The 23,018-nt window shown below is 41.2% G+C and carries 21 protein-coding genes and 2 pseudogenes; 19 read left to right on the forward strand and 4 right to left on the reverse strand.

Annotated features, from left to right (window positions below; all coding sequences use genetic code 11):
- Positions 1–26: 26 nt before the first annotated feature.
- The 9 genes and pseudogenes from DW904_RS03470 (at position 27) to DW904_RS03515 (ending at position 9,822) form a co-directional block, all read left to right on the forward strand.
- Positions 27–1,388: an MATE family efflux transporter gene (locus DW904_RS03470; RefSeq protein WP_118578079.1), complete on the forward strand. Its 1,362-nt coding sequence runs from the start codon at positions 27–29 to the stop codon at positions 1,386–1,388.
- Between the two features lie 204 nt (positions 1,389–1,592).
- Positions 1,593–2,929, forward strand: a pseudogene (locus tag DW904_RS03475) (potassium transporter TrkG).
- Positions 2,930–2,947: 18 nt separating this feature from the next.
- Positions 2,948–3,589, forward strand: a pseudogene (locus tag DW904_RS03480) (TrkA family potassium uptake protein); the annotation flags it as partial.
- Between the two features lie 43 nt (positions 3,590–3,632).
- The gene (locus DW904_RS03485) at positions 3,633–3,908 is read left to right on the forward strand and encodes a hypothetical protein (protein WP_147422287.1); all 276 of its coding nucleotides are present in this window, start codon (positions 3,633–3,635) and stop codon (positions 3,906–3,908) included.
- 37 nt (positions 3,909–3,945) lie between these two features.
- Positions 3,946–5,922 (forward strand): ATP-binding protein, encoded by a 1,977-nt coding sequence (locus DW904_RS03490; RefSeq protein WP_118578081.1) that lies wholly within the window; start codon positions 3,946–3,948, stop codon positions 5,920–5,922.
- Positions 5,915–6,634, forward strand: a complete 720-nt coding sequence (locus DW904_RS03495) for a response regulator transcription factor (RefSeq protein ID WP_118578082.1) — start codon at positions 5,915–5,917, stop codon at positions 6,632–6,634. Before DW904_RS03490 ends, DW904_RS03495 begins: the two co-directional genes overlap by 8 nt.
- 80 nt (positions 6,635–6,714) lie before the next feature.
- Complete coding sequence (locus DW904_RS03500) at positions 6,715–7,764, forward strand: FUSC family protein (protein ID WP_118578083.1); 1,050 nt, start codon at positions 6,715–6,717, stop codon at positions 7,762–7,764.
- Positions 7,765–8,193: 429 nt separating this feature from the next.
- Positions 8,194–8,949, forward strand: a complete 756-nt coding sequence (locus DW904_RS03510; RefSeq protein ID WP_118578084.1) for a YoaP domain-containing protein — start codon at positions 8,194–8,196, stop codon at positions 8,947–8,949.
- A gap of 21 nt (positions 8,950–8,970) precedes the next feature.
- Positions 8,971–9,822 carry a DegV family protein gene (locus DW904_RS03515; RefSeq protein WP_118578085.1) on the forward strand — a complete coding sequence of 284 codons (852 nt, stop codon included), beginning with the start codon at positions 8,971–8,973 and terminating at the stop codon, positions 9,820–9,822.
- Between the two features lie 59 nt (positions 9,823–9,881).
- On the opposite strand, the gene DW904_RS03520 is transcribed toward DW904_RS03515, so the two are convergent.
- Complete coding sequence (locus tag DW904_RS03520; protein ID WP_118578086.1) at positions 9,882–10,955, reverse strand: helix-turn-helix transcriptional regulator; 1,074 nt, start codon at positions 10,953–10,955, stop codon at positions 9,882–9,884.
- A gap of 234 nt (positions 10,956–11,189) precedes the next feature.
- Between DW904_RS03520 and DW904_RS03525 the strand changes: the two genes are divergently transcribed.
- Genes DW904_RS03525 through DW904_RS23520 form a run of 3 tightly spaced genes read left to right on the forward strand, consistent with a single transcriptional unit; the run spans position 11,190 to position 13,107 of the window.
- Positions 11,190–11,669 (forward strand): sigma-70 family RNA polymerase sigma factor, encoded by a 480-nt coding sequence (locus DW904_RS03525; protein WP_118578087.1) that lies wholly within the window; start codon positions 11,190–11,192, stop codon positions 11,667–11,669.
- Complete coding sequence (locus tag DW904_RS03530; RefSeq protein WP_243110282.1) at positions 11,666–12,643, forward strand: DUF4367 domain-containing protein; 978 nt, start codon at positions 11,666–11,668, stop codon at positions 12,641–12,643. Before DW904_RS03525 ends, DW904_RS03530 begins: the two co-directional genes overlap by 4 nt.
- Entirely contained in the window at positions 12,595–13,107 is a 513-nt protein-coding gene (locus tag DW904_RS23520; protein ID WP_243110283.1) for a hypothetical protein, read from the forward strand. The genes DW904_RS03530 and DW904_RS23520 overlap by 49 nt, the downstream gene beginning before the upstream one ends.
- A gap of 113 nt (positions 13,108–13,220) precedes the next feature.
- Here DW904_RS23520 and DW904_RS03535 read toward each other — a convergent pair whose 3' ends face one another.
- Positions 13,221–13,496: a substrate-binding domain-containing protein gene (locus DW904_RS03535; RefSeq protein ID WP_173735591.1), complete on the reverse strand. Its 276-nt coding sequence runs from the start codon at positions 13,494–13,496 to the stop codon at positions 13,221–13,223.
- 420 nt (positions 13,497–13,916) lie between these two features.
- On the opposite strand from DW904_RS03535, the gene DW904_RS03540 reads away from it, so the two are divergent.
- From DW904_RS03540 to DW904_RS03570, 7 genes are all read left to right on the forward strand, one after another.
- Positions 13,917–14,897: a leucine-rich repeat domain-containing protein gene (locus DW904_RS03540; RefSeq protein ID WP_118578089.1), complete on the forward strand. Its 981-nt coding sequence runs from the start codon at positions 13,917–13,919 to the stop codon at positions 14,895–14,897.
- Positions 14,898–15,247: 350 nt separating this feature from the next.
- A complete protein-coding gene (locus DW904_RS03545) occupies positions 15,248–15,694 on the forward strand; it encodes a flavodoxin family protein (RefSeq protein ID WP_118578117.1) in 447 nt (148 codons plus the stop codon).
- 85 nt (positions 15,695–15,779) lie between these two features.
- Positions 15,780–16,250, forward strand: a complete 471-nt coding sequence (locus DW904_RS03550) for a GNAT family N-acetyltransferase (RefSeq protein ID WP_118578090.1) — start codon at positions 15,780–15,782, stop codon at positions 16,248–16,250.
- Positions 16,251–16,310: 60 nt separating this feature from the next.
- The gene (locus tag DW904_RS03555) at positions 16,311–16,895 is read left to right on the forward strand and encodes a sugar O-acetyltransferase (protein WP_118578091.1); all 585 of its coding nucleotides are present in this window, start codon (positions 16,311–16,313) and stop codon (positions 16,893–16,895) included.
- A gap of 42 nt (positions 16,896–16,937) precedes the next feature.
- Positions 16,938–17,153, forward strand: coding sequence for a hypothetical protein (locus tag DW904_RS03560; RefSeq protein ID WP_118578092.1), 216 nt, complete (start codon positions 16,938–16,940; stop codon positions 17,151–17,153).
- Positions 17,154–17,263: 110 nt separating this feature from the next.
- Entirely contained in the window at positions 17,264–18,928 is a 1,665-nt protein-coding gene (locus tag DW904_RS03565) for a dicarboxylate/amino acid:cation symporter (RefSeq protein WP_118578093.1), read from the forward strand.
- A gap of 123 nt (positions 18,929–19,051) precedes the next feature.
- The gene (locus DW904_RS03570; protein WP_272105013.1) at positions 19,052–19,333 is read left to right on the forward strand and encodes a transposase; all 282 of its coding nucleotides are present in this window, start codon (positions 19,052–19,054) and stop codon (positions 19,331–19,333) included.
- A gap of 57 nt (positions 19,334–19,390) precedes the next feature.
- Here the strand turns inward: DW904_RS03570 and DW904_RS03575 are convergent, their stop codons facing one another.
- Together DW904_RS03575 and DW904_RS03580 are read right to left on the reverse strand one after the other, a co-directional pair.
- Positions 19,391–21,769, reverse strand: coding sequence for a glycoside hydrolase family 95 protein (locus tag DW904_RS03575; protein WP_202187658.1), 2,379 nt, complete (start codon positions 21,767–21,769; stop codon positions 19,391–19,393).
- Between the two features lie 43 nt (positions 21,770–21,812).
- Positions 21,813–22,991 carry a response regulator gene (locus DW904_RS03580; RefSeq protein WP_118578095.1) on the reverse strand — a complete coding sequence of 393 codons (1,179 nt, stop codon included), beginning with the start codon at positions 22,989–22,991 and terminating at the stop codon, positions 21,813–21,815.
- Positions 22,992–23,018 lie beyond the last annotated feature (27 nt).

The raw sequence follows: 23,018 nt of genomic DNA on the forward strand, positions 1-23,018 counted from the left end.
AAAAAATTTGTCAGGAGAAAACAGATATGAGTAGTAAATCTAATACACAGGCAATGGAAACGGAAAAAATCCCACGTCTTTTGGCGCAGCTTGCAATTCCTGCCGTTGTGGCACAGATCATCAACCTTTTGTACAACATTGTAGACCGTATTTATATTGGACATATTCCCGGTGTTGGTGCGGCAGCACTAACCGGTGTGGGGTTATTTACGCCAATTCTTATGCTGATCAATGCCTTTGCCATGCTCGCAGGTTCAGGAGGTGCTCCCCGAGCCGCAATTTCCATGGGGAAAAAGGACAATGCGACAGCGGAAAAGATTCTTGGAAACTGTTTCTCGCTTCTTATTCTTATGGCTGTGGCTCTTACGGTGATTTTTTTCGCTTTTGCTCCACAGCTTCTGACAATATTTGGTGCCAGTGATAAGACCCTTCCTTATGGAGTGTCATACGCAAGAATCTATATACTGGGAAGCATTTTTGTCCTGATCGTAATGGGAATGAATCCCTTTATCACCACACAGGGATTTGCAAAGATCAGTATGATGACCACTGTGATCGGTGCGGTGATCAACATTATTCTGGATCCTGTTTTTATTTTTGTATTTGACCTGGGCGTAAGCGGTGCTGCAATTGCTACTGTTTTGAGCCAGGCTGTTGGTGCCATCTGGATTCTTCGTTTTCTGTCAGGAAAAAAGACCATTCTCCATCTTAGGAAAGAGAATTTCAAATTACAAAAAAATATTATCTTACCATGCCTGGGGCTTGGAATATCCACTTTTGTCATGTTGTCTACAGAAAGTATTCTGTCCATCAGTTTCACCTCCAGCCTTTCAAGATATGGCGGAGATCTTGCGGTTGGAGCCATGACTATTATCACAAGTGTCAGCCAGCTTGCAACTTTGCCGCTGCAGGGAATATGCCAGGGCGGACAGCCGATCATGAGTTATAATTTCGGTGCCGGCAATAAAGAGCGTGTTAAAAAAGCATTTTTTACGCAGTTTACAGTCTGCACAGTTTTTACCGGCTGCTTCTGGCTGATCATGCTTCTGTTTCCCAGGCTCTTTGCAGGTATTTTCTCCAATGATACGGATCTGATCACCTATACCGCATGGGCACTGAGAATCTATATGGCTGGTATTTTTTCACTGGGATTCCAGGTTTCCTGTCAGCAGAGCTTTATGGCACTGGGACAGGCGAAAGTCAGTCTGCTGCTTGCATGCTTAAGAAAACTGATCCTGTTGATTCCGCTGATCTTTATTCTGCCGCTTTTCATTCAGAATAAGGTATTTGCCGTTTTTCTGGCTGAACCAATCAGCGATATACTGGCAGCAATCATTACAACTTCAACTTTCTTCAGGCGATTTGATAAAATACTGGATAGAAGATAAGAATAAAAGCCATTTGGTTGGATATGTTTCTGACTGAATGGCTTATTTTTTTGCTACGGCAACCGAATTCAGGCTGAATATGGCGGAAACACATCTTTATACAATCTTAATACAGAATCAGATACTCTTATACCATCTTTAAAGGCAATTATATATAATGGGTGCAACAAAAAAGTAATCATTCGTAAGGAGTTTTGATCATTTATGCCGGAAAAATCATATAAGAAAAAACATCTGACATCTTTTCAGCTAATAATTCTGGGATTTGCAGGAGTGATCCTTTTGGGAAGCATTCTTTTAATGCTTCCATTTTCATCTGTAGATAGAATACCAACTCCGTTTCATGAGGCTCTTTTTACAGCCACTTCGGCGGTATGTGTAACCGGGCTTGTAGTAAAGGATACCGGAAGCTACTGGTCTCTGGCAGGACAGACGATTATTCTTATACTCATACAAATAGGCGGTCTGGGAGTGGTAACGGTGGCTGCATCTGTTTCCCTTCTTTCCGGTAAAAAAATATCCCTTATGCAGAGAAGTACCATGCAGGATGCGATTTCCGCGCCTAAGGTTGGCGGAATCGTCAGATTGACAAGGTTTATTTTAAAGGGGACATTTTTGATTGAAGCTGCAGGGGCATTGTTATTGCTACCGGTTTTTTTATGGGATTACAAAGGAAAGGGAATCTGGCTGTCTTTCTTTCATTCTATTTCCGCTTTTTGTAATGCAGGATTTGATATTCTGGGGACATCTGCAAATCCTTTTCCCTCTCTGACCGGGTATTCTGCAAATGTTCTTGTAAATGTAGTGATTATGCTTCTGATCATCATAGGGGGAATCGGTTTTCTCACCTGGGACGATATTTATACCAACAAAATGAAGTTTAAACGTTATCGCATGCAAAGCAAGATTATCCTTGTGACTACCGCATGCCTGATTTTAATTCCGATCATTTTTTTCTTCATCTGTGATTTGAAAAATCTATCTGCAGGGAATCGCTTATTAGCTGCGGCGTTCCAATCGGTAACTACAAGAACTGCCGGATTTAACACGATTGACATTTCAAAGATGAGTGAAGCCTCAAAAGCTGTTATGATATTGTTAATGCTGATTGGCGGTTCACCTGGTTCTACAGCTGGTGGAATGAAAACCACAACGTTTACAGTTCTTTTGTTAAATGCAATTGCCACATTCCGAAGCCAGGAAAATGCAGGGGCTTTTGGCAGGAGGCTGGAATATCATGTGATAAAAAATGCGGCGACAATAGCCATACTTTATTTTACGTTATTTTTTTGCGGCGGACTTGCAATCAGTGTATATGAAGAGCTTCCTCTTTTAGACTGCCTGTATGAAGCTGCTTCAGCTGTGGGAACAGTAGGACTCACACTGGGAATTACACCGAGCTTCATATGTTTTCGCAAATTGTGCTGATTATACTGATGTATCTGGGGCGTGTAGGTGGTCTGACTCTGATTTATGCGGTGCTTTCAAGAAGAAACAGGGGAAATGCAAAACTGCCTCTGGAGAAAATAACAGTTGGATAAGAAGGAGAAAATATAATTATGAAAAATGTATTGCTTATTGGACTTGGAAGATTTGGAAGACATATTGCTAAGCAGCTGAATCAGCTGGGACATGAAATTATGGCAGTTGACTGGAATGAGGAGAGAGTAGATAAAGCATTACCATTTGTGACCAATGCGCAGATTGGTGACAGTACCAATGCTGAATTTTTACGTTCCCTTGGAATAGGAAATTACGATATCTGTTTTGTAACCATTGGAGGAAGCTTTCAGAATTCTCTTGAAACAACTTCCCTTCTGAAAGAACTGGGAGCGAAACTGGTGATATCCAGGGCTGAGCGTGATGTTCAGGAAAAATTCCTTTTGCGCAATGGTGCGGATAAAGTGGTTTACCCGGAAAAGCAGGTTGCAAAGTGGGCCTCGATCCGTTACACAGATGATCACATCCTCGACTATATGGAGGTGGATGCATCCCATGCGATTTTTGAAGTGGAAGTGCCGGAAGAATGGGTTGGAAAAACAGTAGGAGAACTGGATATCAGAAAACGCTACAATATTAATATTCTGGCAGTAAAAAATGAAGGAGAATTTGGTATTGCAATTTCACCGGATACGTATTTTGAAGAGAATCATAAATTACTGGTGTTAGGAGAATACAGAGCCCTTCAGAAATGTTTCAGATATAGTCATTTGTTATGGAGAGGCTGCTATAGAGGTGAAGACAATGGCAGAAGGAATATTGGCAGTTACTGTATTTTGTATGTTTGGACTTGGATTTTATATTGCAAATAAAGCAGATCAGTTTTGGGGCGAAATTCAGGAAAATATGGAAGAAAAACAGCAGTCATCGAAGACATTGTTTTTGAATACTCTTTCAGATGAAGAATTGTTAAGAGAGATTCATGAGTGTAAAATTGAATATAAGGAAGCTGAAATTATAATTTTTGATGGACAGTCCGGGTCTGAAAAAAAGAATTTTGACCATAATACAGTCGCATGATATAATTGCAAAAAGGCAGAAAAAGGGGACTGGCAGGATGAGTCTGGGAATTGAAGAGGATAATAAAAAAACAGATGAACATATCCTTGTTTGTCTGTCAGCAGCACCCTCCAATAAAAAAATAATAGATACAGCGGCAAAAATGGCGAATGCGTTGCAGGCACGTTTTACAGCCTTGTACGTTCGCACTGGCACAAAATCAGAAGACTTAGATAAAGAAAAACTGGAAGAACATATTCGGTATGCAGAAAATCTGGGAGCAGAAATCGTAATGACTCATGGGGAAAACATACCGGTACAGATCGCAGAGTATGCCAGACTATCAAATGTTACTAAAATTGTGATTGGACAAAGTAATGCCCGACGAAATCATTTTTTCAGTAAAGTGACTCTGACAGAAAAACTGATTGAAATTGTACCAGATATTGATATCCATATTATTCCGGATACGGTCAAAACAGGAAACTACCAGAAACGGTCATTTACATGGTATATGGAAAAACCGTCTGCAAAGGATTATTTTCTGACAGTTTTTATATTTGCAGTATGTACTTTGATTGGTCTGCTGTTTCAGAAGCTGGATTTCACGGACACGAATATTGTAACCATATACATTCTGGGGGTTTTGCTTACTTCCATTGTGACAGATGGTTATCTATGCAGTGTAGCCGGTTCTTTCTTAAGTGTCTTTTTATTTTGCTTTTTTCTGACAGAACCAAGGATGTCTTTTCAGACCTATGCAGTGGGTTATCCGGTGACCTTTCTCATAATGCTAATTTCATCCGTACTTACAGGGGCACTTGCGGCAAAGCTGAAAACACATGCAAAGCTTTCTGCACAGCTTGCTTTTCGTACACAGATTTTGTTTGATACAGACCGTTTGCTGCAGAAAGCAAAAGGAGAGATAGAGATTCTTGATGTTACCTGTACACAGCTCCTTCGCCTGCTGAATCGTAATATTACAGCATATGTAGTAGAAAATGGAGCATTATCAGAAGGGAAGCTTTTCTCTGGAGAGGAAAAAGAGGACGCGGAAGATTTTTTAACACCTGAAGAACTGAAGATAGCCAGATGGGCCTATGAAAACAGACAGCGTGCCGGTGCATCCACACATCATTTTCCACAGGCCAAATGCTTATATCTGGCAATCCGGAGCGGGAACAATGTTTATGGAGTAATAGGAATACCGCTGCAGAAAGAAACACTGGACTCTTTTGAATACAGTATCCTGCTGTCCGTGATAAATGAATGTGCACTTGCAATGGAAAACGCACAAAATGCCATGGAAAAAGAGAAAAATGCAGTGATAGCAAAAAACGAACAGTTGCGGGCAGATCTTCTTCGGGCAATTTCCCATGATCTTCGAACTCCCCTTTGCTCCATTTCAGGCAATGCAGACATGCTTCTTAGCAACAGTGAACGGCTGGATGAAGCTACAAAGCATCAGATCTATACGGACATTTATGATGATTCTGAATGGCTGATCGGAGTTGTGGAGAATCTGCTTTCCATTACCAGGCTAAATGATGGAAGACTGAAATTCAAATTTACAGATCAGCTGCTTGATGAGGTGATCGCAGAGGCTCTGCGGCATATCAGCCGGAAGCATGACGATTATAAAATCGTAACTGACTGTGAAGAACTTGTTCTTGCACGTATGGATGTCCGCCTTATTATACAGGTTCTGGTAAATTTAATTGACAATGCCATAAAATATACGCCGCCAGGTACTGTAATCAGCATCCGGGGAACTAAAACAGATGGAAAAGCGCAGATAAGCGTGGAGGATAATGGACCTGGGATTCCGGAAGAAATGAAGCCGCATATTTTCCAGATGTTTTATACCGGCAAAACAACAGTTGCGGATAGTCACCGAAGTCTGGGACTGGGGCTGGCGCTTTGTCACTCTATTATAGAATCCCATGACGGAACCCTGATTCTGACGGACCATGATCCCCATGGATGTAATTTTACTTTTACTTTACCTTTAAGTGAGGTGACATTGAATGAATAAAACATTAATTCTGGTGGTTGAGGATGACAGACCTATAAGAAATCTGATCATTACGACGCTAAAAACACATGACTATAAATATCTGGCAGCAGAGAATGGTTCTTCGGCCATTCTGGAAGCTTCCTCTCATCATCCGGATATTGTTCTTCTTGATCTCGGGCTTCCAGATATGGAAGGGGTAGAGGTAATAAAGAAAATCCGTACCTGGTCGAACATGCCGATTATTGTGATCAGTGCCAGAAGTGAGGATACAGATAAAATTGAAGCACTGGACGCTGGTGCAGATGATTATATTACAAAACCGTTTTCCGTGGAGGAATTGCTTGCGCGTATTCGTGTTACGCAAAGGAGACTTGCAATAACGCAGACCGGAGAACAGCAGGAAACCTCTGTTTTTAAAAATGGTGAATTAGAGATCGATTATTCGGCTGGCTGTGCATATCTGAAGGGTGAAGAATTACATCTGACTCCTATTGAGTATAAGCTGCTCTGCCTTTTATCCCGTAATGTGGGAAAAGTATTGACACATACATTTATTACCCAGCAGATCTGGGGACAGTGTTCTGAAAATGATATTGCTTCCCTCCGCGTTTTTATGGCAACACTTCGAAAAAAACTGGAACCAGAAAAAAATGGTGTGCAATATATCCAGACGCATATTGGAATCGGATATCGTATGATCAGAATTGAAAGCAATAGTCTGGCCAGGTAATTATTTCCTTAAAAATCATTCTTGAATTACCTTCCTGTTTGTGATAAAATGCCTATTTGCATAAAAACGGGAGGTGCTATATGACATTTTATCAGGAACTTCAGTTGAATCAGGCAGGTTCAAAAGACCTGCTGAAAAAAAGTGAGACCGCAAAAGAAAAAATCTATCATCTGTTTGTATATATGGCGAAGGTAGCGGTCACAATGGCGTTTTGTTTTTTATTTGTTACTATTTTCAGCATTCTGCTTGGAAATGAGAACAGTATTGTAGGTGTCGTTGTCTTATTATGTCTTATGGTATTTCGAAATGCCGATCTCGGAATCCATACCGGACAGTCTACCATACTTCTGGCTTTGTTTTTCGCAGTTATGACTGTGTGTCCACATCTGGCAAATCAGCTTTCCCCGGTACCGGGAATGCTGTTAAATATTGCTGCATTGGCAGTGCTGATTCTGTTCGGCTGTCATAATCCATTTATGTTTAATCAGTCCACACTCGTTCTTGGATATCTGTTGCTGTATGGATATGACGTAACAGGGAAAAGCTATGAGATGAGACTGGTGGGAATGGCAGCAGGAGCTGTACTTACCTGTCTGGTATTTTATCGGAATCACAGAAACCGGGTTTATAAAAGAAAGATACAGGATGTACTGCAGGAATTTGATCTCTCTTCTTCCAGGACAAAATGGCAGTTATGCCAGATCCTGTGTGTACCGGCTGTACTTTGTATTGCAGAGCTTTTTAAAATGCCACGTGCAATGTGGGCAGGTATTGCAGCTATGTCAGCGATCTTACCGTTTATGGAAGACATGCAGTACAGAGTGAAGAAAAGAATTGTGGGAAATATTGCAGGAGTTCTTTGTTTTACAGCATTGTATTTCCTGCTTCCGTCATCCATCTATGCATATATAGGAATCCTTGGTGGAATCGGTGTAGGATTTTCCGCAAAATATGGCTGGCAGGCTGTATTTAATACATTTGGCGCTTTGGCTATCGCTGCAGAGAGTTATGGATTAAAGGGTGCAGTCAGTCTCAGGGTGATTCAGAATGTATTTGGTGTTGTGTTTGCTCTGGTATTTTGTGCTATGTTTTATTGGGTTATATCAAAAAAACTGGTAGGAGAAAACTGATATAAGTAGCCATTTGGTTGGATGCAATTCTGACTGAATGGCTTATTTATGCAATAGAAAATATAAAATTTCAAAAATATATACGCTGAAATCAGCCTATTGCAGTATACGAAATCTCAATAACGTGATATAGTTAGCTTAAATAGGCTTTTTTGAAAACATGCCGTATTTCATATGGCTTCCTGTAGAGCATTGCATCCGCGGTACCTATGGTTGGGAAATCAGGGAGGAGATTGCAGAGCTTCTGGAATCTGGTCCCATTGATAAAACTACCTTTGGAAGCCATTTTTGCCGGAAGTGCCAATCATTGTAGACTCGCTCTGTTGCGCAGGAGTAACGCCAGAGAGTCATGAACTGGCTCTGGAAGCTATGAAAGCGTGTTAGATCAAGGTTATTTAAGCAATCATGATATCTGGGAAAGGTGATATTATGCATTATATTAGAATTACAAAAGAAAACATTGACAAGGAACATATCTGCTGTGCTATGTCAGGAAAAAACAGTATCGTAAAAAAAGAGTGGTTAAAACAGCGTTTTGAAGAAGGATTGGTTTTTTATCGGAGTGCAGAGCGCGGAAAGTGTTTTATTGAATATATTCCTGCTGAGAATGCCTGGGTGCCCATTGATGCAGACGGATATATATACATTAACTGCTTATGGGTTTCCGGTTCCATGAAAGGACACGGCTATTCCAATGATTTGCTGAATGAATGCATTCGTGATGCAAAAGAACAAGAGAAAAAGGGAGTCTGTATTCTGTCTTCAGAAGGACGAAAAAAAGAATTTCTGGCAGACCCGAAATATTTAAAATTTAAGGGATTTTCTGTTGCAGATATTTCGGACTGCGGAATCAATCTTATGTATTTACCATTTGACACAGATACTGAGCCGTCAAAATTCAAAGAATGTGCAAGACACCCGAAAGTAGAAGAGGAAGGATTTGTTCTCTATTATACAGATCAATGTCCTTTTACCTGTTACTGGGTGCCTCGTGTAGTGGAAGTGGCAAAAGAACACAATATTTCTTTAAAGGTAATTCATGTTACAAGCAGAGAAGCTGCACAGAACGTTCCGGCACCGGTGACAACGTATGCGCTATTCAGAGATGGAAGGTTTCTGACACAGGGAATACAGTCTGATAAAAAATTTCTGGCTCTTGCAGGCCGGGAATCTGATAGAAAATGAGTTGGCAGAGGAGAAACAAATATGGTAAAAATTATTTCAGACAGTACCTGCGACCTTTCGCAGGAATTATTGAGAAAATACGAGATTGACATTCTTCCGCTTCATATTCTTCTGGGTGATAAAGAATATGGGGATGGAAAAAACATTACCCCGGATCAGATTTATACCTGGTCTGACGCAAATAAGACAACGCCTAAAACTTCTGCTCCTGCCCTGGCAGATGCCATGGAACTTTTCCGCCCATATGCAGAGGCTGGAAGAGAAATTGTCTGCTTTTCTATTTCAGCAGGTATGTCCACCTCTGGAAATGTGATGCGCCTTGCTGCTGAAGAGCTGGGGGCTTCTGACAGGATAAAGGTAATCGATTCTGCAAATCTTTCTACAGGTATCGGTCTTCTTGTAATAGAGGCTGCAATTATGGCAAAGAATAACCGGACAGCTTCCCAGATTGTTTCTGAGATAGAGAGGCTAAAGCCAAATGTGCGAGCAAGCTTTGTGGTTGATACCCTCACCTATTTATACCGCGGTGGACGCTGCAATGCAGTAGCGGCTATGGCCGGAGGTATTTTAAAACTGCATCCCAGGATTGTAGTAGAAAATGGCGCCATGAATGCTTCTAAGAAATACCGGGGGAAAATTAATTCTGTTATCATGGACTATGTTAAAGATATGGAAAAAGATTTAAAAAATGCGAGACCAGAACGTGTATTCATAACACATTCTGGCTGTAAACAGGAAACTGTAGAGAAAGTGCGGGCTTATCTGGAAGAGCTTGGCGTTTTTGATGAGATATTGGAAACCAGGGCAGGTGGTGTTATATCAAGTCATTGTGGACCTGGCACATTAGGTGTGTTGTATATTGCAAAATCGTAAAGCATGCCCCCCTTTTTATAAAACTGCACAGTATAGTTTTTCATTTGGCTTTGTAATTGTTATTCATCCCTGACACACTTCCATAAATTGCTCAGCTCGCTTTTTTCCTGGCTTTTGATAAATTCATCAACCCCAATCATGGCAGTATCACCAAAATCATCAAAAGCGCTTGCAGGAGTCTTACAGAAAACAAATCGGATACTTGAAACATCGTAATTTGGTGATTCGTCGAAGTGCAATGCAACATCCTTTGCTCGCCGAAGGCTGTTGATTGCTTCTTCTTTTTTACACAGCGACAGCAGAACATCCGCTCGCAGTGCCCAAAGAAATGCTTCGCTTTTGTCCATATATCCCTGTTTTTCGGGATCTTTTAGCCCGGGATAAAAGGCAAGAGCCCAATCCACAAGAGCTAGAGCATTTGCATAATCTTTTGTCTTACAGAAAACATTCATATATCCCACCACAATTTCAAAGTGCGTCACAGTTAAATCTAATAATGCCCTCGATAAAAAGGGAAGTGCTCCCTCCGGATCATTGCAAGAGGACGCAAGCACCATTCCAATCGAAGAGTGGTTCAGCCGACATGGATTGTTCTCTTTCAATAATGCAATTCCTTTGTCATATTCCCCAAGCGCAAAATGGATTTCAGCCATTTCCCTGCGAACAGAAACATCACTTATCTCTGAATCTTTGTTTTGTCCGATCAGTATACATGCACGTTCACAAAGGGAAAGCGCCTTCTTTGAATAAGCAGCATTCTTTTGCGTCAGTCCTCTTAAACGGTAGATTCTGGCACTGTAATAAACAACATCAAAACAATTCGGATAACACTGTAATGCCTTTTCAACATCAGAAAAAACATCCTCAGTATCTCTGTCGTGAGAATACTGCTTCAGCCTTGTAATTACAGTTTCTCTGTTATTGTTTCTAAACTGGTATCCGATAAGCGCATCGATAGACACCTCAAACAGATCTGCCATCTCCGCAATCAGGTTTAATTCCGGCGTCGCCACACCCCGTTCCCATTTTGAGACAGATGCAAAGGTAACACCTAAAGCTTCCGCTAACTGCTCCTGTGTCATAGCGTGTTCTTTTCGCAACTTGCTTATATTTGCAGAAAGTGATAATTTCATCTTTGGTACCTCCCTTTTTCTTTATATCTATATTTTACTGCAAATTTGCAAATAAGGAAGGTATCAAGAGTACAATTAGTTTAGTTTTTTTTGGACTGTTAGTTTAGCATTTGCATAGTCAGCTTATCATAATTATTTATGCGAAAATGAATTATTGGGGGATATTTTTGTTTTCTATGCGTCTAATAGATGTAAAGAAAAAGCTGGCCGGCATGAAAAAGAGGTGGTATTTAAATGACAAAAGAACAACTGGGAAATCTGATCCTGGATTCGGAAAGACAATTATACTCAACTGCAAAAACAATCTTATTCAGTGACCAGGACTGTGCAGATGCTATCCAGGAGACAATTGTAAAAGCTTTTTCCAAAATAGACACATTAAAAAACGATAAATATGCCCGTACCTGGTTGATCCGAATTTTGATCAACGAATGTTACAACCTCGTACGTAAGTCCAGTAAGTTTATTTCGTTTGAAGATCTGGAGGACAGACTGGAAATGGAATCAGAAAAGTCAAAGGATTACAGCGAATTGTATGCCGCTGTAAATTCCTTAAAAGAGGAGCTGCGTTTGCCCGTTATTTTGTATTACATAGAAGATTTCAGCGTAAGAGAAATCGCCCAGATCCTTGAAATATCGGAAGGTGCTGTTCAGAAGAGACTTGCAAGGGCAAGGGGAAAATTAAGGCAGGAATTGCAGGAGGTGCTGGTATGAGATTAGAAGATATGAAAAGCGATATTCCCGAAACACCGGATTTTATCCATAAAATGATTCAAAATGAGGTTGCAAAGCAGATACAGGATACAAAGGTGATGAATCTTCAAAGAAGAAAAACATGGACGATTCCCAAAATCGCAGCTGTAGCAGCTGCTTGTACGCTGGCAGTTTCCACAGCAGCATATGCAGGTGTAAATCTGTATCACTGGTTTCTGGAGAAGCAGGGCGCTTATGGTGTAGCGGTTAAAATTGATGCCGATAGCATGGCAAAGGAAACCATGCTTCCAGATGAGGTTCCAGAGGTAAATCTGTTTGCCAGATACATTCCAAAAGGCATGAGCTGGAATGACGAGTATCATCTTCAGTATCCGGAACATGAACAGACCGGCGGGTTTAGCTTTGCATCTGTTCTGTTGGATAAAAATGATCTGGGACAGGTTGTGCAGGATCAGAATGTTATTGATAGCGAGGAGCGTACATTTGGAGAATATCAGGGAGTATACCTAAAGTATAATAGCATCGCCAAAAGTGGAACTTTTAACCAGAGAATTTACCTTGTCTGCCCGGATTTATACCGTGTGATTATGATCTACATAGGAGATGACGTATCAAAAGAGGATGCCATAAAGGTGGCTGAGAATCTGGTGATTACGGGAAACACAACTATGGTAAAAACTGCCGGGATGCCTACCTGGAGTGAAGACATGATAGCTGAAAAGATAGAAAATGATGATGATGAAATAATCACTTCTGTAAATGAGAAGGAGCTGCCTGTTTACCAGATCGGTGACACCTTTGATCTGAATGCGACTGGGGAAGACACAAATGGTGAGTATCTGACGAAAACCATTTCTGCAAAGGTGGATTCCATCCAGATCGCAGATGACCTTCAGCTTCTTGAGCCTGACAAAATACCGGAGGAATGGACAGAAGCAATTGGGCTGATGGAAAACTGTCTGCAAATACATTGAATTATGTAAAATCTGGTGATGGAATCAATTCCCTGGATGAGATTGTGAAGTCAGAAGCTGTGAACCAGAAACTGGTTTATGCCACAGTGACCTATACAAACAATTCAGATGAGGAAATCGACCATATGCTTTATCTTGGTGCTTTGCTAACCATGACAAAGGAAAATGGAAGAGTACAGATTTACGTTCCAACGGAACAGTCCGGCGATGGCTATGACCGCATCACCTGGGATGGCATGGCAAAGACCGGAGAAATGGTTTATTATAATGTCTCTGAAAATTATGGCAATGGCGGAAACTACATTTCCTCTATAAAGCCAGATGAAAGCGTGCAGCTGAACATGGCCTGGATCGTAAATGAAAATGACCTGGAAAATCTGTATCTTAATGTAACCGGTGATGGAGCCTCGTATGAGTTTTCTGAAAATATACTAAAAAATGGACTTGTAGATATTCGCAAATAATAGTTTAAATATGTAAAAAACGAAGCAAATTAACCATTTCCGGCAGTCAACAGCTGTCGTGTTAAAAGTCCCGGAATGCCAGTAATGTGGATTCCGGGACTTTTGGATAAAAACTAAAAAATGGTTGTCTCACGTTTAATTAGAGTGGGTAGTACTGTTTTGTGAATGGGGGTCTCCATAATAGCTGGGCGACGCTTTTTACGGTTTTTCATCTGCATGACGAGGATATCCATGGCTTCTTTAGTAAGAACATCGATTTGCTGATGTATCGTGCTGAATGGTATAAGGTATTCTGACGCAATCGGTGAATCGTCAAAACCAACAACCTGATAGGTTGGAGGTAATTCTCCGTATTTCTTTAGAACCAAATTTAAAAAAATAGATGCCAAAGGATCCTGCCACCAATGAAGATGCTTACGCACAAATAATTTATATGCCAGGTAGTTCATATCCGATTCAGGATAAAGATGTTACATTGTATGCAGTTTAGGCACAAAACAGTGGAACGCTGATGGAAGATATTACGATTGCGGTAAGAAATGATGGCAAGGTACCCTCAGAACCCGCCATTTAAATAGCGTTTTTCGAAATCAGAAATGAAATCGAGAAACGCTTCTTATTTCCGCAATTTTGCTTCGTCCTGTAAATTTCAGTGTACCTATTCTTTTGGGTCAGATCATATCGTAAAGGAAAATTATTGGATTAAACATAATTTTACTGGCTGTAATGATAGTGACAATGAAATTCTTTTACTATATTCTGATAATGTAAAGATTGCATAATATTGATTGTGGAAAGGGGGCAGCAGAATGAAGAAAAGGATATTGACTGTGGTGATTGCAATCGCAATACTGGCAGGAATTGCGGTACCGGTAAGGGCAGAAGAAACTGTTCCGGAAGAAGCCGTGGAGTGCCTGACAGAGATGCCTTATGAAGCATTACCGGAAGAAGAGTTTGAGTTTGATGAAGCAAGCAGAACGATTACTGCGTATATCGGAACATCTGTGGATGTTATTATACCGCGTACGATTGGTGGTGTGCCGGTAGAAAATATTTCTTATAATGCTTTTGAATGTGCAAGAGATTATGTGCATTCGGATATGGCAACCAATCAGAAAGAAGGCGAGTGGCTGCCAATGCGCTGTCTGATTCTGCCGGAGACATTGAAGTCTATAGAGGACAGTGCTTTTACCCACTGCCATGATCTGGAAACTGTGATTTGTTATGCACCTCTGGAAAATACGAATAAAGGTTTATTTGAGGAATGTAAGGGATTGAAAACAGTGATTTTTGTGAACGGGGTTGGAGAGATGGACAATTACCTGTTTAATTACTGTAAGAATTTGAAGACCGTATGGTGGAAGGGAAAGGTAAACAGAATCGGGGTACAGTGTTTTGGAGCTACAGGTTTGGAGCAGTTCTGTGTGAATGCGAAGAATATTGACAGTTGTGCATTTATCGGATGTGAAGATTTGAAGGAAATACACATTCGCAGCGGAGTTGAGAATCTTAATATGACAGCATTTGCAATGCTGACAGGAATCGAAACAATTTGTCTGGAAGGGATTGATCCAGATGTAATGGAAGCAGACTGGGTGAACTTACAGAACAGCACAGTTACTATCATGGTGCCAGAGGATACTACTGATGAACAGCTGCAGCTTGTGACTCAGAAGTTTGCCAGTGCATATATAATTGTAAATAAATCCCAGGTACAGAAGGACAGCTGCCAGCTGTCGGATGATCCAATGCCGGATATTGATGGCATAGTTGGTGAATATGGTATTTAACCGAATCAAGTAGCGAAGCGGACCTGGAATATCCGCTTGACAGGAAAATCTGATTAACCGTCAAGGTACATTGATATTGTATACATGAAAAGATCCCAGTAAAGTGGAGGCGTTTTAGCCATTCGCTTTGCAAAGGGATCTTTTTCTGATTTGCATACTCAAATGTCTGCAAAAACAGGTTATTTTGATCCGAAGAATATAGAATAGTTAAGCTATATATGATAATATAAAGACATCATACACATAGGAGCTTCGATAATTTGAACACAGGTCACGAAGCGACTGCGTTCATGAGCAAGTAGCAAAGCGGACCTGGAATGTCCGCTTTACTTTATCAGAAAGGAAAACAAATGAGAAAAGCAATCGTATATGCATCTGTGCATCATGGAAATACAGAAAAATTAGTAAAGCGCATAGCAGACGAGTGTCAGTTCAGTTTAATTGATGCTGTAAAGCAGCCAAATGCAGATCTGAGCAGCTATGATATGATTGGTTTTGCATCGGGAATCTATTTTTCGAAATTTCATCAATCATTATTGGGATTTGCGGAGAAAAACTTACCAGACAACAAAAAGGTATTTCTGATTTGTACTTATGGTGGAAATGCGAACTATAAATCCATAGAGCAGATTTTGAGTAAGAAGCATTCTAAGGTGATCGGAAAATTCGGATGCAAGGGTTATGACACATTTGGTCCATTTAAACTGGTTGGTGGAATTGCAAAAGGGCATCCAGATGATGAAGATATTAAAAATGCAGTTGAGTTTGTAAGAGGATGCCAGATAAAACATTGTTGATGGTATCTCCTTATTTTGGAAATAGAAATATTGTGATTGGCGAGGGAAAATGCGGATAAATCAATCTGTTAAAAGGAGAGCGAAAATGATGATCAGAGACGCAAAAGAAAAAGACATTCCGAGAATTCTAGAGTTATTAAAACAGGTGCTGCAAATTCATGCAGATATAAGACCTGATATTTTTATTCCGGGTACAACAAAATATACCATAGACGAATTGAGAGAGATTTTGAAGAATAAAGAAACACCAATATATGTTGCAGTAAATGAGGCTGATGTTTGCGTAGGGTATGCATTTTGTCAATTACGAGAGCAGCCTTTTTCAAACAATATGGTTCCATTTAAATCTCTTTTTATTGATGATCTGTGTATTGATCAGGAAGCACGAGGTCAGCATATTGGTGAAAGCCTGTTTGAATATGTAAAAAACGAAGCAAAGCAGCTGGGCTGCTATGAAGTGACATTGAATGTATGGACAGGAAATATTTCAGCAGAAAAGTTTTATGAGAAAATGGGAATGCGAACAAAAGAAAGACAAATGGAATACATATTATAAGTCCTGTTTTTATGGTATTATTAAAAAACAATGTGGACTGGATATCAGATGGAGGGACCTATGACAGAAAGAGAAAAAATGCTGGCAGGAGAACTGTACGATTGTGGAGATGCGGAACTGCTGACACAATGGCATAAGGCAAAAGATCTGGTAAGAGATTATAATCAGATGAATTCTGCGGATGCAGATGAAAAAGAACGAATTCTGAATGAACTTCTTGGCGGAAAAGGCAAAAACTTATGGATAACGGCTCCTTTTTACGTTGACTATGGTAATAATATCTACTTCGGAAATAACTGTGAAGTAAATATGAATTGTACCTTTCTTGATGACAATATAATTCGTATCGGTGATAATGCCTTAATTGCACCGAATGTACAGATTTATACGGCGTTTCATCCGACAAATGCCATAGATCGCTTCGGGATACCTAAAGAAGACGGATCATTTGAATTTTGTAAAACACAAACAGCACCAGTTATCATTGGAAATAATGTATGGATTGGTGGCGGAGCTATTATTTTACCGGGCGTTACCATCGGGAATAATGTTGTGATTGGAGCAGGAAGTGTTGTAACAAAAAATATTCCCGACAATGTGATTGCTGTAGGCAGTCCTTGCAGAGTGGTCCGTAGGAATCAGTAACAAACATGTTTTATCCAGATAAATATACAAGTGGGAGATATTATGCCTGAAATACAGAAGAAAATTGAATTACTACAGAAAATTGCACATCGATTTAATGAAGCAAATATAGAGTGGGCTTTAGGCGCATCTATGCTGCTGTACTTTAAAGGGATTATTTCAGAATTTCATGATATTGATTTAATGATCTCTGTTCATGATGCTGAACAGGTCCGGACGATTTTATCAGAAATGGGAGAACTTCACGCACCGATTTGATTTCCGGTATTATTGCAGTTATATCGGTATTGGTAGGAACTTATATGACGTCAAGTGGAATCAAAAACTGTAAATAAAAGATTTTAGGGTTAGGAGGGATTAATAGAACTATGAGCAAAAGATTGCTGGTAGAGCAGAAGCATACAAAAGCGGGAATAGAGTTTATCAAAGAAGGTCTGGAAGAGTTTGGCATAGAGAAAAAGCAGACCATAAAGACAATGCTTTTAGTAGAGGAAGTATTGGTGAAATTAAGGGAGCATGCCAAAGACCCTGATGAAAATATCTGCATTATTTTGAATAAAAGGTTTGGCAGGGTATATGTGAATCTGTCACTCCGTGGTGAGAAATTCCAGTTTATTTATGGTCATACCATAGAAGAAGTACTGGACCAGGAAAATGATGATCTTCAGAGCGCACAGGAAAAAGAAGAAAAAATAATCCGGGATGTCCTTCTCAAGGCGAATGAAGAAAGACTGCGCTATAAAAACAAGAACAACATGAACCTGGTAGAAATTACAGTACAGAAAAATCCCCATGCCATGGTATTACATACAATGCTGGCTTTAATAGCTGCAATCGTAATAGGTGTATTGATGAAAGTGTTTGTACCTTCAGGCGTGAACGAAGCACTGAACAATACTATTTTTACATCTATCAGCACAATGTTCCTGAATGCTTTGAAGATGATTGTAGGCCCGGTAGTATTTTTCTCCATAGCATGCTGCATTTCCCAATTTGGAGATCTGAAAGAAGCCGGACGTATTGGTGGAAAAATCATGGGCTTTTACCTGCTTACCACGGTTCTGGCAATTCTTACGGCAACAGGTGTGTTTGAATTATTGAAGCCAGGTAATCCAGAGCTTGCGGCAAAACTGGCTGGAGATGCAGCTGCGGTGTCGGTTTCGGATGTAAGTATTTCAATCAAGGATACAATTGTAGGAATCATTCCGGCAAACTTTGTAAAACCGTTTTTAGATTCCAACATGATGCAGCTCATCTTTTTGGCAGTTCTGATTGGAATTGCATTAGAGAAGATCGGGGAGCATTCCAGATTATTAAAGGATATATTCGAAGCATGCAATGACCTGTTCCTGAAGATTACAGTGATGCTGGTACGTTTCATACCTGTTGCAACCTTTTGCTCCATTGTATCGGTTGTATTAAAGACAGGACCGGATGTGCTGTTGTCCATGCTGGCCATGCTGGGAACTTTTGCAGTAGGAATCGTGGCGATGATCACTGTATATTGTATATTACTTGGAGTAATCGGCCGTTTGAATCCGATTCCCTTTTTGAAAAAATACAGTCCCACAATGCTTCAGGTGTTCGGCATGGCTTCCAGTAATGCGGCGATCATTGTGAACATGGATGCCTGCGAGAATAAACTTGGTATATCAAAGAAAATCTATTCCCTGTCTATTCCCCTGGGGGCAACGGTAAATATGGACGGAACCTGTATATATCTGGTGATATTTGGCATGGCACTGGCAAGAGTTTTCGGTGTTGATATCAACGGTGGAATGATGCTGTCTATGTTTTTCTCCGTGTTTGTTCTTTCTGTAGGTGCGCCAGGAGTTCCAGGAGCGGGGCTTGTATGCCTGTCTGTACTTCTGACACAGTTGAATGTTCCGCTTGCAGGAATCGGACTGGTCATGGGACTGGACTCCCTGCTTGGAATGATGCGTGCAATGAGCAACAGCCTGGGCGATGTGACAGCATCCCTAATTGTTGCAAAATCAGAAAAGAAGCTTGATATGGAAAAATATATGAGTTAGTTTGAAAAAACTATAAAAAATAGGTATTAAGCTTTCGTATAGAAGCTACATGCCAATCCATGGTTTATGTCAGGTACATGCACTTGCTTATAATATATTTAATTAGTTTAGATGATTGGCGTTATCTGCAAATATGAGAAAACAACGCATAGAATTTCTCCAATTTTTAAATTTTCGACGACGGTCAGGACGGTGATTTATACTACAAATACCATTGAATCCCTGAATTCTACCTACCGGAAACTGAATCGCCAGAGAAGCGTATTTCCAAGCGATACAGCTCTATTAAAGGCACTGTATCTTGCCACATTTGAAGTTACCAAGAGATGGACCAGTACGATCCGGAACTGGGCACAGGTGTATGGTGAACTGAGTATTATGTACGAAGGGCGCCTTCCAGAGTAACGAATAAACAGGCGAATAAGACGGGCGGAAAACCGTCTGCTCTCACAAAGTTCTTCCTCAGCTTAGCATCCCATTTCCTTCGTATGCCACGCCCCCACGCAGTGAATAGCCCCTCACGTCCCCTTTTCCGACGCGGAGACGTAAAGTGGTGTCATGAGCAGGAGTTAAGGTGTAGGTGACATTCTTCCCCTTCCATTTAAGATCCACGCGGATGTTTCCGCGGGCAATGAACCCCGTGGCTTCCCCATTTCTCCAGGAGGGTGGGAGCGCAGGGAGAAGGACAAGCTCTTCTCCCTGGCTTTGAACCAGGATCTCGGCAACCGCAGCACTGTAACCTAAATTTCCATCAATCTGGAACGGTGGGTGGGCACAAAATAAATTGGGATAGATGCCACCTCTTCGTATTCCCATTTCTTCCATTGGATCTACTACATAAAACAGGTTTTTCATAATTTTCTCCACATGAGCGCCATCCTCCATACGGGCCCACATCAGAACCTTCCACGCCAGACTCCATCCGGTTCCCTCATCACCTCGAAGTTCAAGACTCTTTCTCACTGCTTTATACAATTCAGGTGTCTGTGGAGTAATGCCACAGCCAGGATGAAGCTCATAAAGATGAGAAACATGGCGATGATGCACATCCTGCTCTGGAAATTCCTGGTTCCATTCCAGAATCTGTCCCTTGCTTCCAATAGCAGTAGGTACCATGCGCTCCAGCGCTTCCAGTACATCACACATTGTCTGATTCTGCAAGTCAAGCGCTTCACAGCCTTTTACATAATCCCGAAACAGGTTCCTTGCAATGGCCAGGGTATTTTCACTGTATTCTGCCACGGAACAATCCTCATAAAATAGATTTTCCGGTGAGGTGGCGGGACAGATGGCAAGTCCTTGATCTGTTTCCTGAAGCTGAGCCAGACAGAATCGCACATTTTCCTCAAGTATAGGCATGATTTCCTTCAAATACTCTTTATCTTCTGTAAATAAGTACTGGTCGAACAGATTTCGGCAGAGCCATGCCTCCCCAAAAGGCCAGAACGCCCACACCGCCTTTCCTGTTGCAGGAGAAGTTTTACCCCAGATATCCGTGTTGTGAAAACAGGCAGTTCCTTCACAGTTAAGCAGTTCTCTGGCGGTTTTCTGTCCATTTTTAACCAGCGCTTTGCAAAGATTTACCAGTGGTTCCTGCATTTTGGCAAGATTCAGGGGTCCTGTCATCCAGTAATTCATTTCGGTATTGATATTTACGGTGAAATCACTGAACCATGGTGGAATAATATCATTGCTCCAGATTCCCTGCAGATTGGCAGCCTGGGTTCCTGGTCTGGAAGATGAGATGAGCAAATATTTTCCGAAAGCAAACAGGATTGCATAAAGCTCCGGGTCAGATGCGCCCTCATGAAATGCGGCAAGACGCTCCCGCAGATCATACTGAGAAGTTTCAGCAGAAATCTTCGGTACATCATCCCACAGTTTCAATGAAGTTCTCCCATAAAAAGACCTGTATTCCTCTACGTGCTCGTTCAGCAGCTCTTCAAATGGTTTTGAAAGTTTTTCTAAATCGGCAGCCAGCATATGACGAATTTGGGCATCGGAATATTGCTCAGTATATGCTTTGTCAAATCCCCGGAAGCTGGTACGGATTGCCATACGGATTTCCACCCCAGTTACATGCTCCAATAGAATTCCATCAGCAGATCCAGTAGCTCTTCCACCTTCTGCAGTTACGCACCCTTTTCCTATAAAGTGTACACCCTGAAGCTCTGGTTCGTCCGGGAAAAGGAACTCTTCCGGTTTATTTTCCTTAATAACCTTCAGTCCGCTTCTTCCCGGACAGATTCCGGTAAGCGTGAAATGATTTTCCTTATAAGCTTTCTCACGGATAAAGGCTCCGTCACAGTGGACCAAAATAGAAAATGGCCGGCTGCTATTAATCTGATACACAAGTCCCTGAGCCGGTGCGCTGATAAAGCAGGTACGTGTAAACTTAGCTCCATTTCTCACATAGCACTCAGACGCCACAGCCCTGTCTAAATCCAAATGTCTCTCATAATCTGTCACAGCTGTATCTGAATCTGGCGAAGCACCTGCAACTGTATCTCCATCAGCACCATAATTATCCTCCACAAAATCCAGAAGCAGATCTCCAAAGGGCAGATAAACCTGTACATCCTCAGCTTCTTCCAGCTTCTTTTCCATAACCTGTTTTGCTTCTTCATATTTCCCTGCTTTTGCAAGCTCCCTGGCCTGCTTCACTACTTCAGGGGAAAGTCCGGTCTGTCCGCTGTAAGGGGAGCCTGACCATAAGGTGTCCTCATTTAACTGTAACACTTCATGATCCAAAGCTCCGTGAATAACCGCTCCCATTCGTCCATTTCCCAGTGGAAATCCCTCCAGCCAGCATTTTGCCGGATTTTTATAATACAATTCCATATATTTATTCCTTTCATTATGGTATATTGGTGTTATGATCCGTTTACTGATGATACTTCTTTCCATATTCCGATGGCGAAATTCCCATGCATTTCTTAAACAGCCTGCTGAAATAAAGCTGATCATCAATTCCTACCATGGAAGAAATCTCTTTCATGGACATGGTATTTTCCTTGATCAGGGTTGCGGCCTTGCGTATCCGCAGATTATTCAGATAGTTGGTAATGCTTGTGCCAACCTCAGATTTAAAAATCCTGCACAGATAACTGGAGCTTAAATTTACGTTTGCAGAAATAGAAGACAGGGTCAGCCTGTACATGTAATTTTCCTCCATATACTCCAGGGTTTTCGCTACATCAGTTTTATAGTGTCCCTCATTAGAGGAAAATTCCCGGAACACACTTCGCGCTTCCTCGTAATTTTCCAGCATCTCCTGATAGGGCATATCTGGTGCAAAGGACTGATACATGGTAAAACGATTGTATAGCTTTTTTACCAGCTGTTCCACCTTAATTTCACTGTCGGACAGCTCTGTCTGGGAAAAAACAACCAGTGCGCTATAATCGTTCAGCACCAGAATATAGGGCTGCAACACTCCCTGAACCGCATCCAGGATCATATCCCGCAGAAGATTCCCGGAGATGGAAAATGCTTCATTAGATAAATACTTCTCAAAGGTTACATAGCAGACGGCACAGGAAGCTTCCATAAATGCAAGTCTGGTTTTAGCATGCTGTCCCATAAAATCTGAAAGCTTTACATCCTTCTGGAAAAATTCCAGCAGCAGCTTTGATATATCCTCTTCCTGATCCTTTTTTTCGGTTTCCCAATTTCTGGGCACTTTGTCCTTTAATTTTTCTACCGTTTTATTCAGACAGGCAAGAAGGGTATCTGGCTGGATCTTAATTTTCAGCAGATAATCTGCCGCACCAAGCAGCAGTGCACTTCGCACAGAATCAAAATCCTCGTAATTGCTAAGTACCAGAATTTCTCCCGGACAATTCTTTTCCTTTAAAGTCCGAATCAGCTCAAGCCCGTCCATCCCAGGCATTTTCAGGTCTGTGATGATCACATCCGGATGATGCTGTTCGATCAAAGGCAGTGCCTCAAGTCCATTTGATGCCGTTCCGCAAATAGAAAAGCCATGCTCCTCCCAGGGCAGGATGGAACGAAGTGCAATTTTTACAATGGGCTCATCATCAACAATCAGTATACTGTACATGTATCGTCCTTTCTGACCAGTTGTGTA

This window comes from Ruminococcus sp. AM42-11 (assembly GCF_003480145.1).
In the GTDB taxonomy this organism is placed as follows: domain Bacteria; phylum Bacillota; class Clostridia; order Lachnospirales; family Lachnospiraceae; genus Blautia_A; species Blautia_A faecis.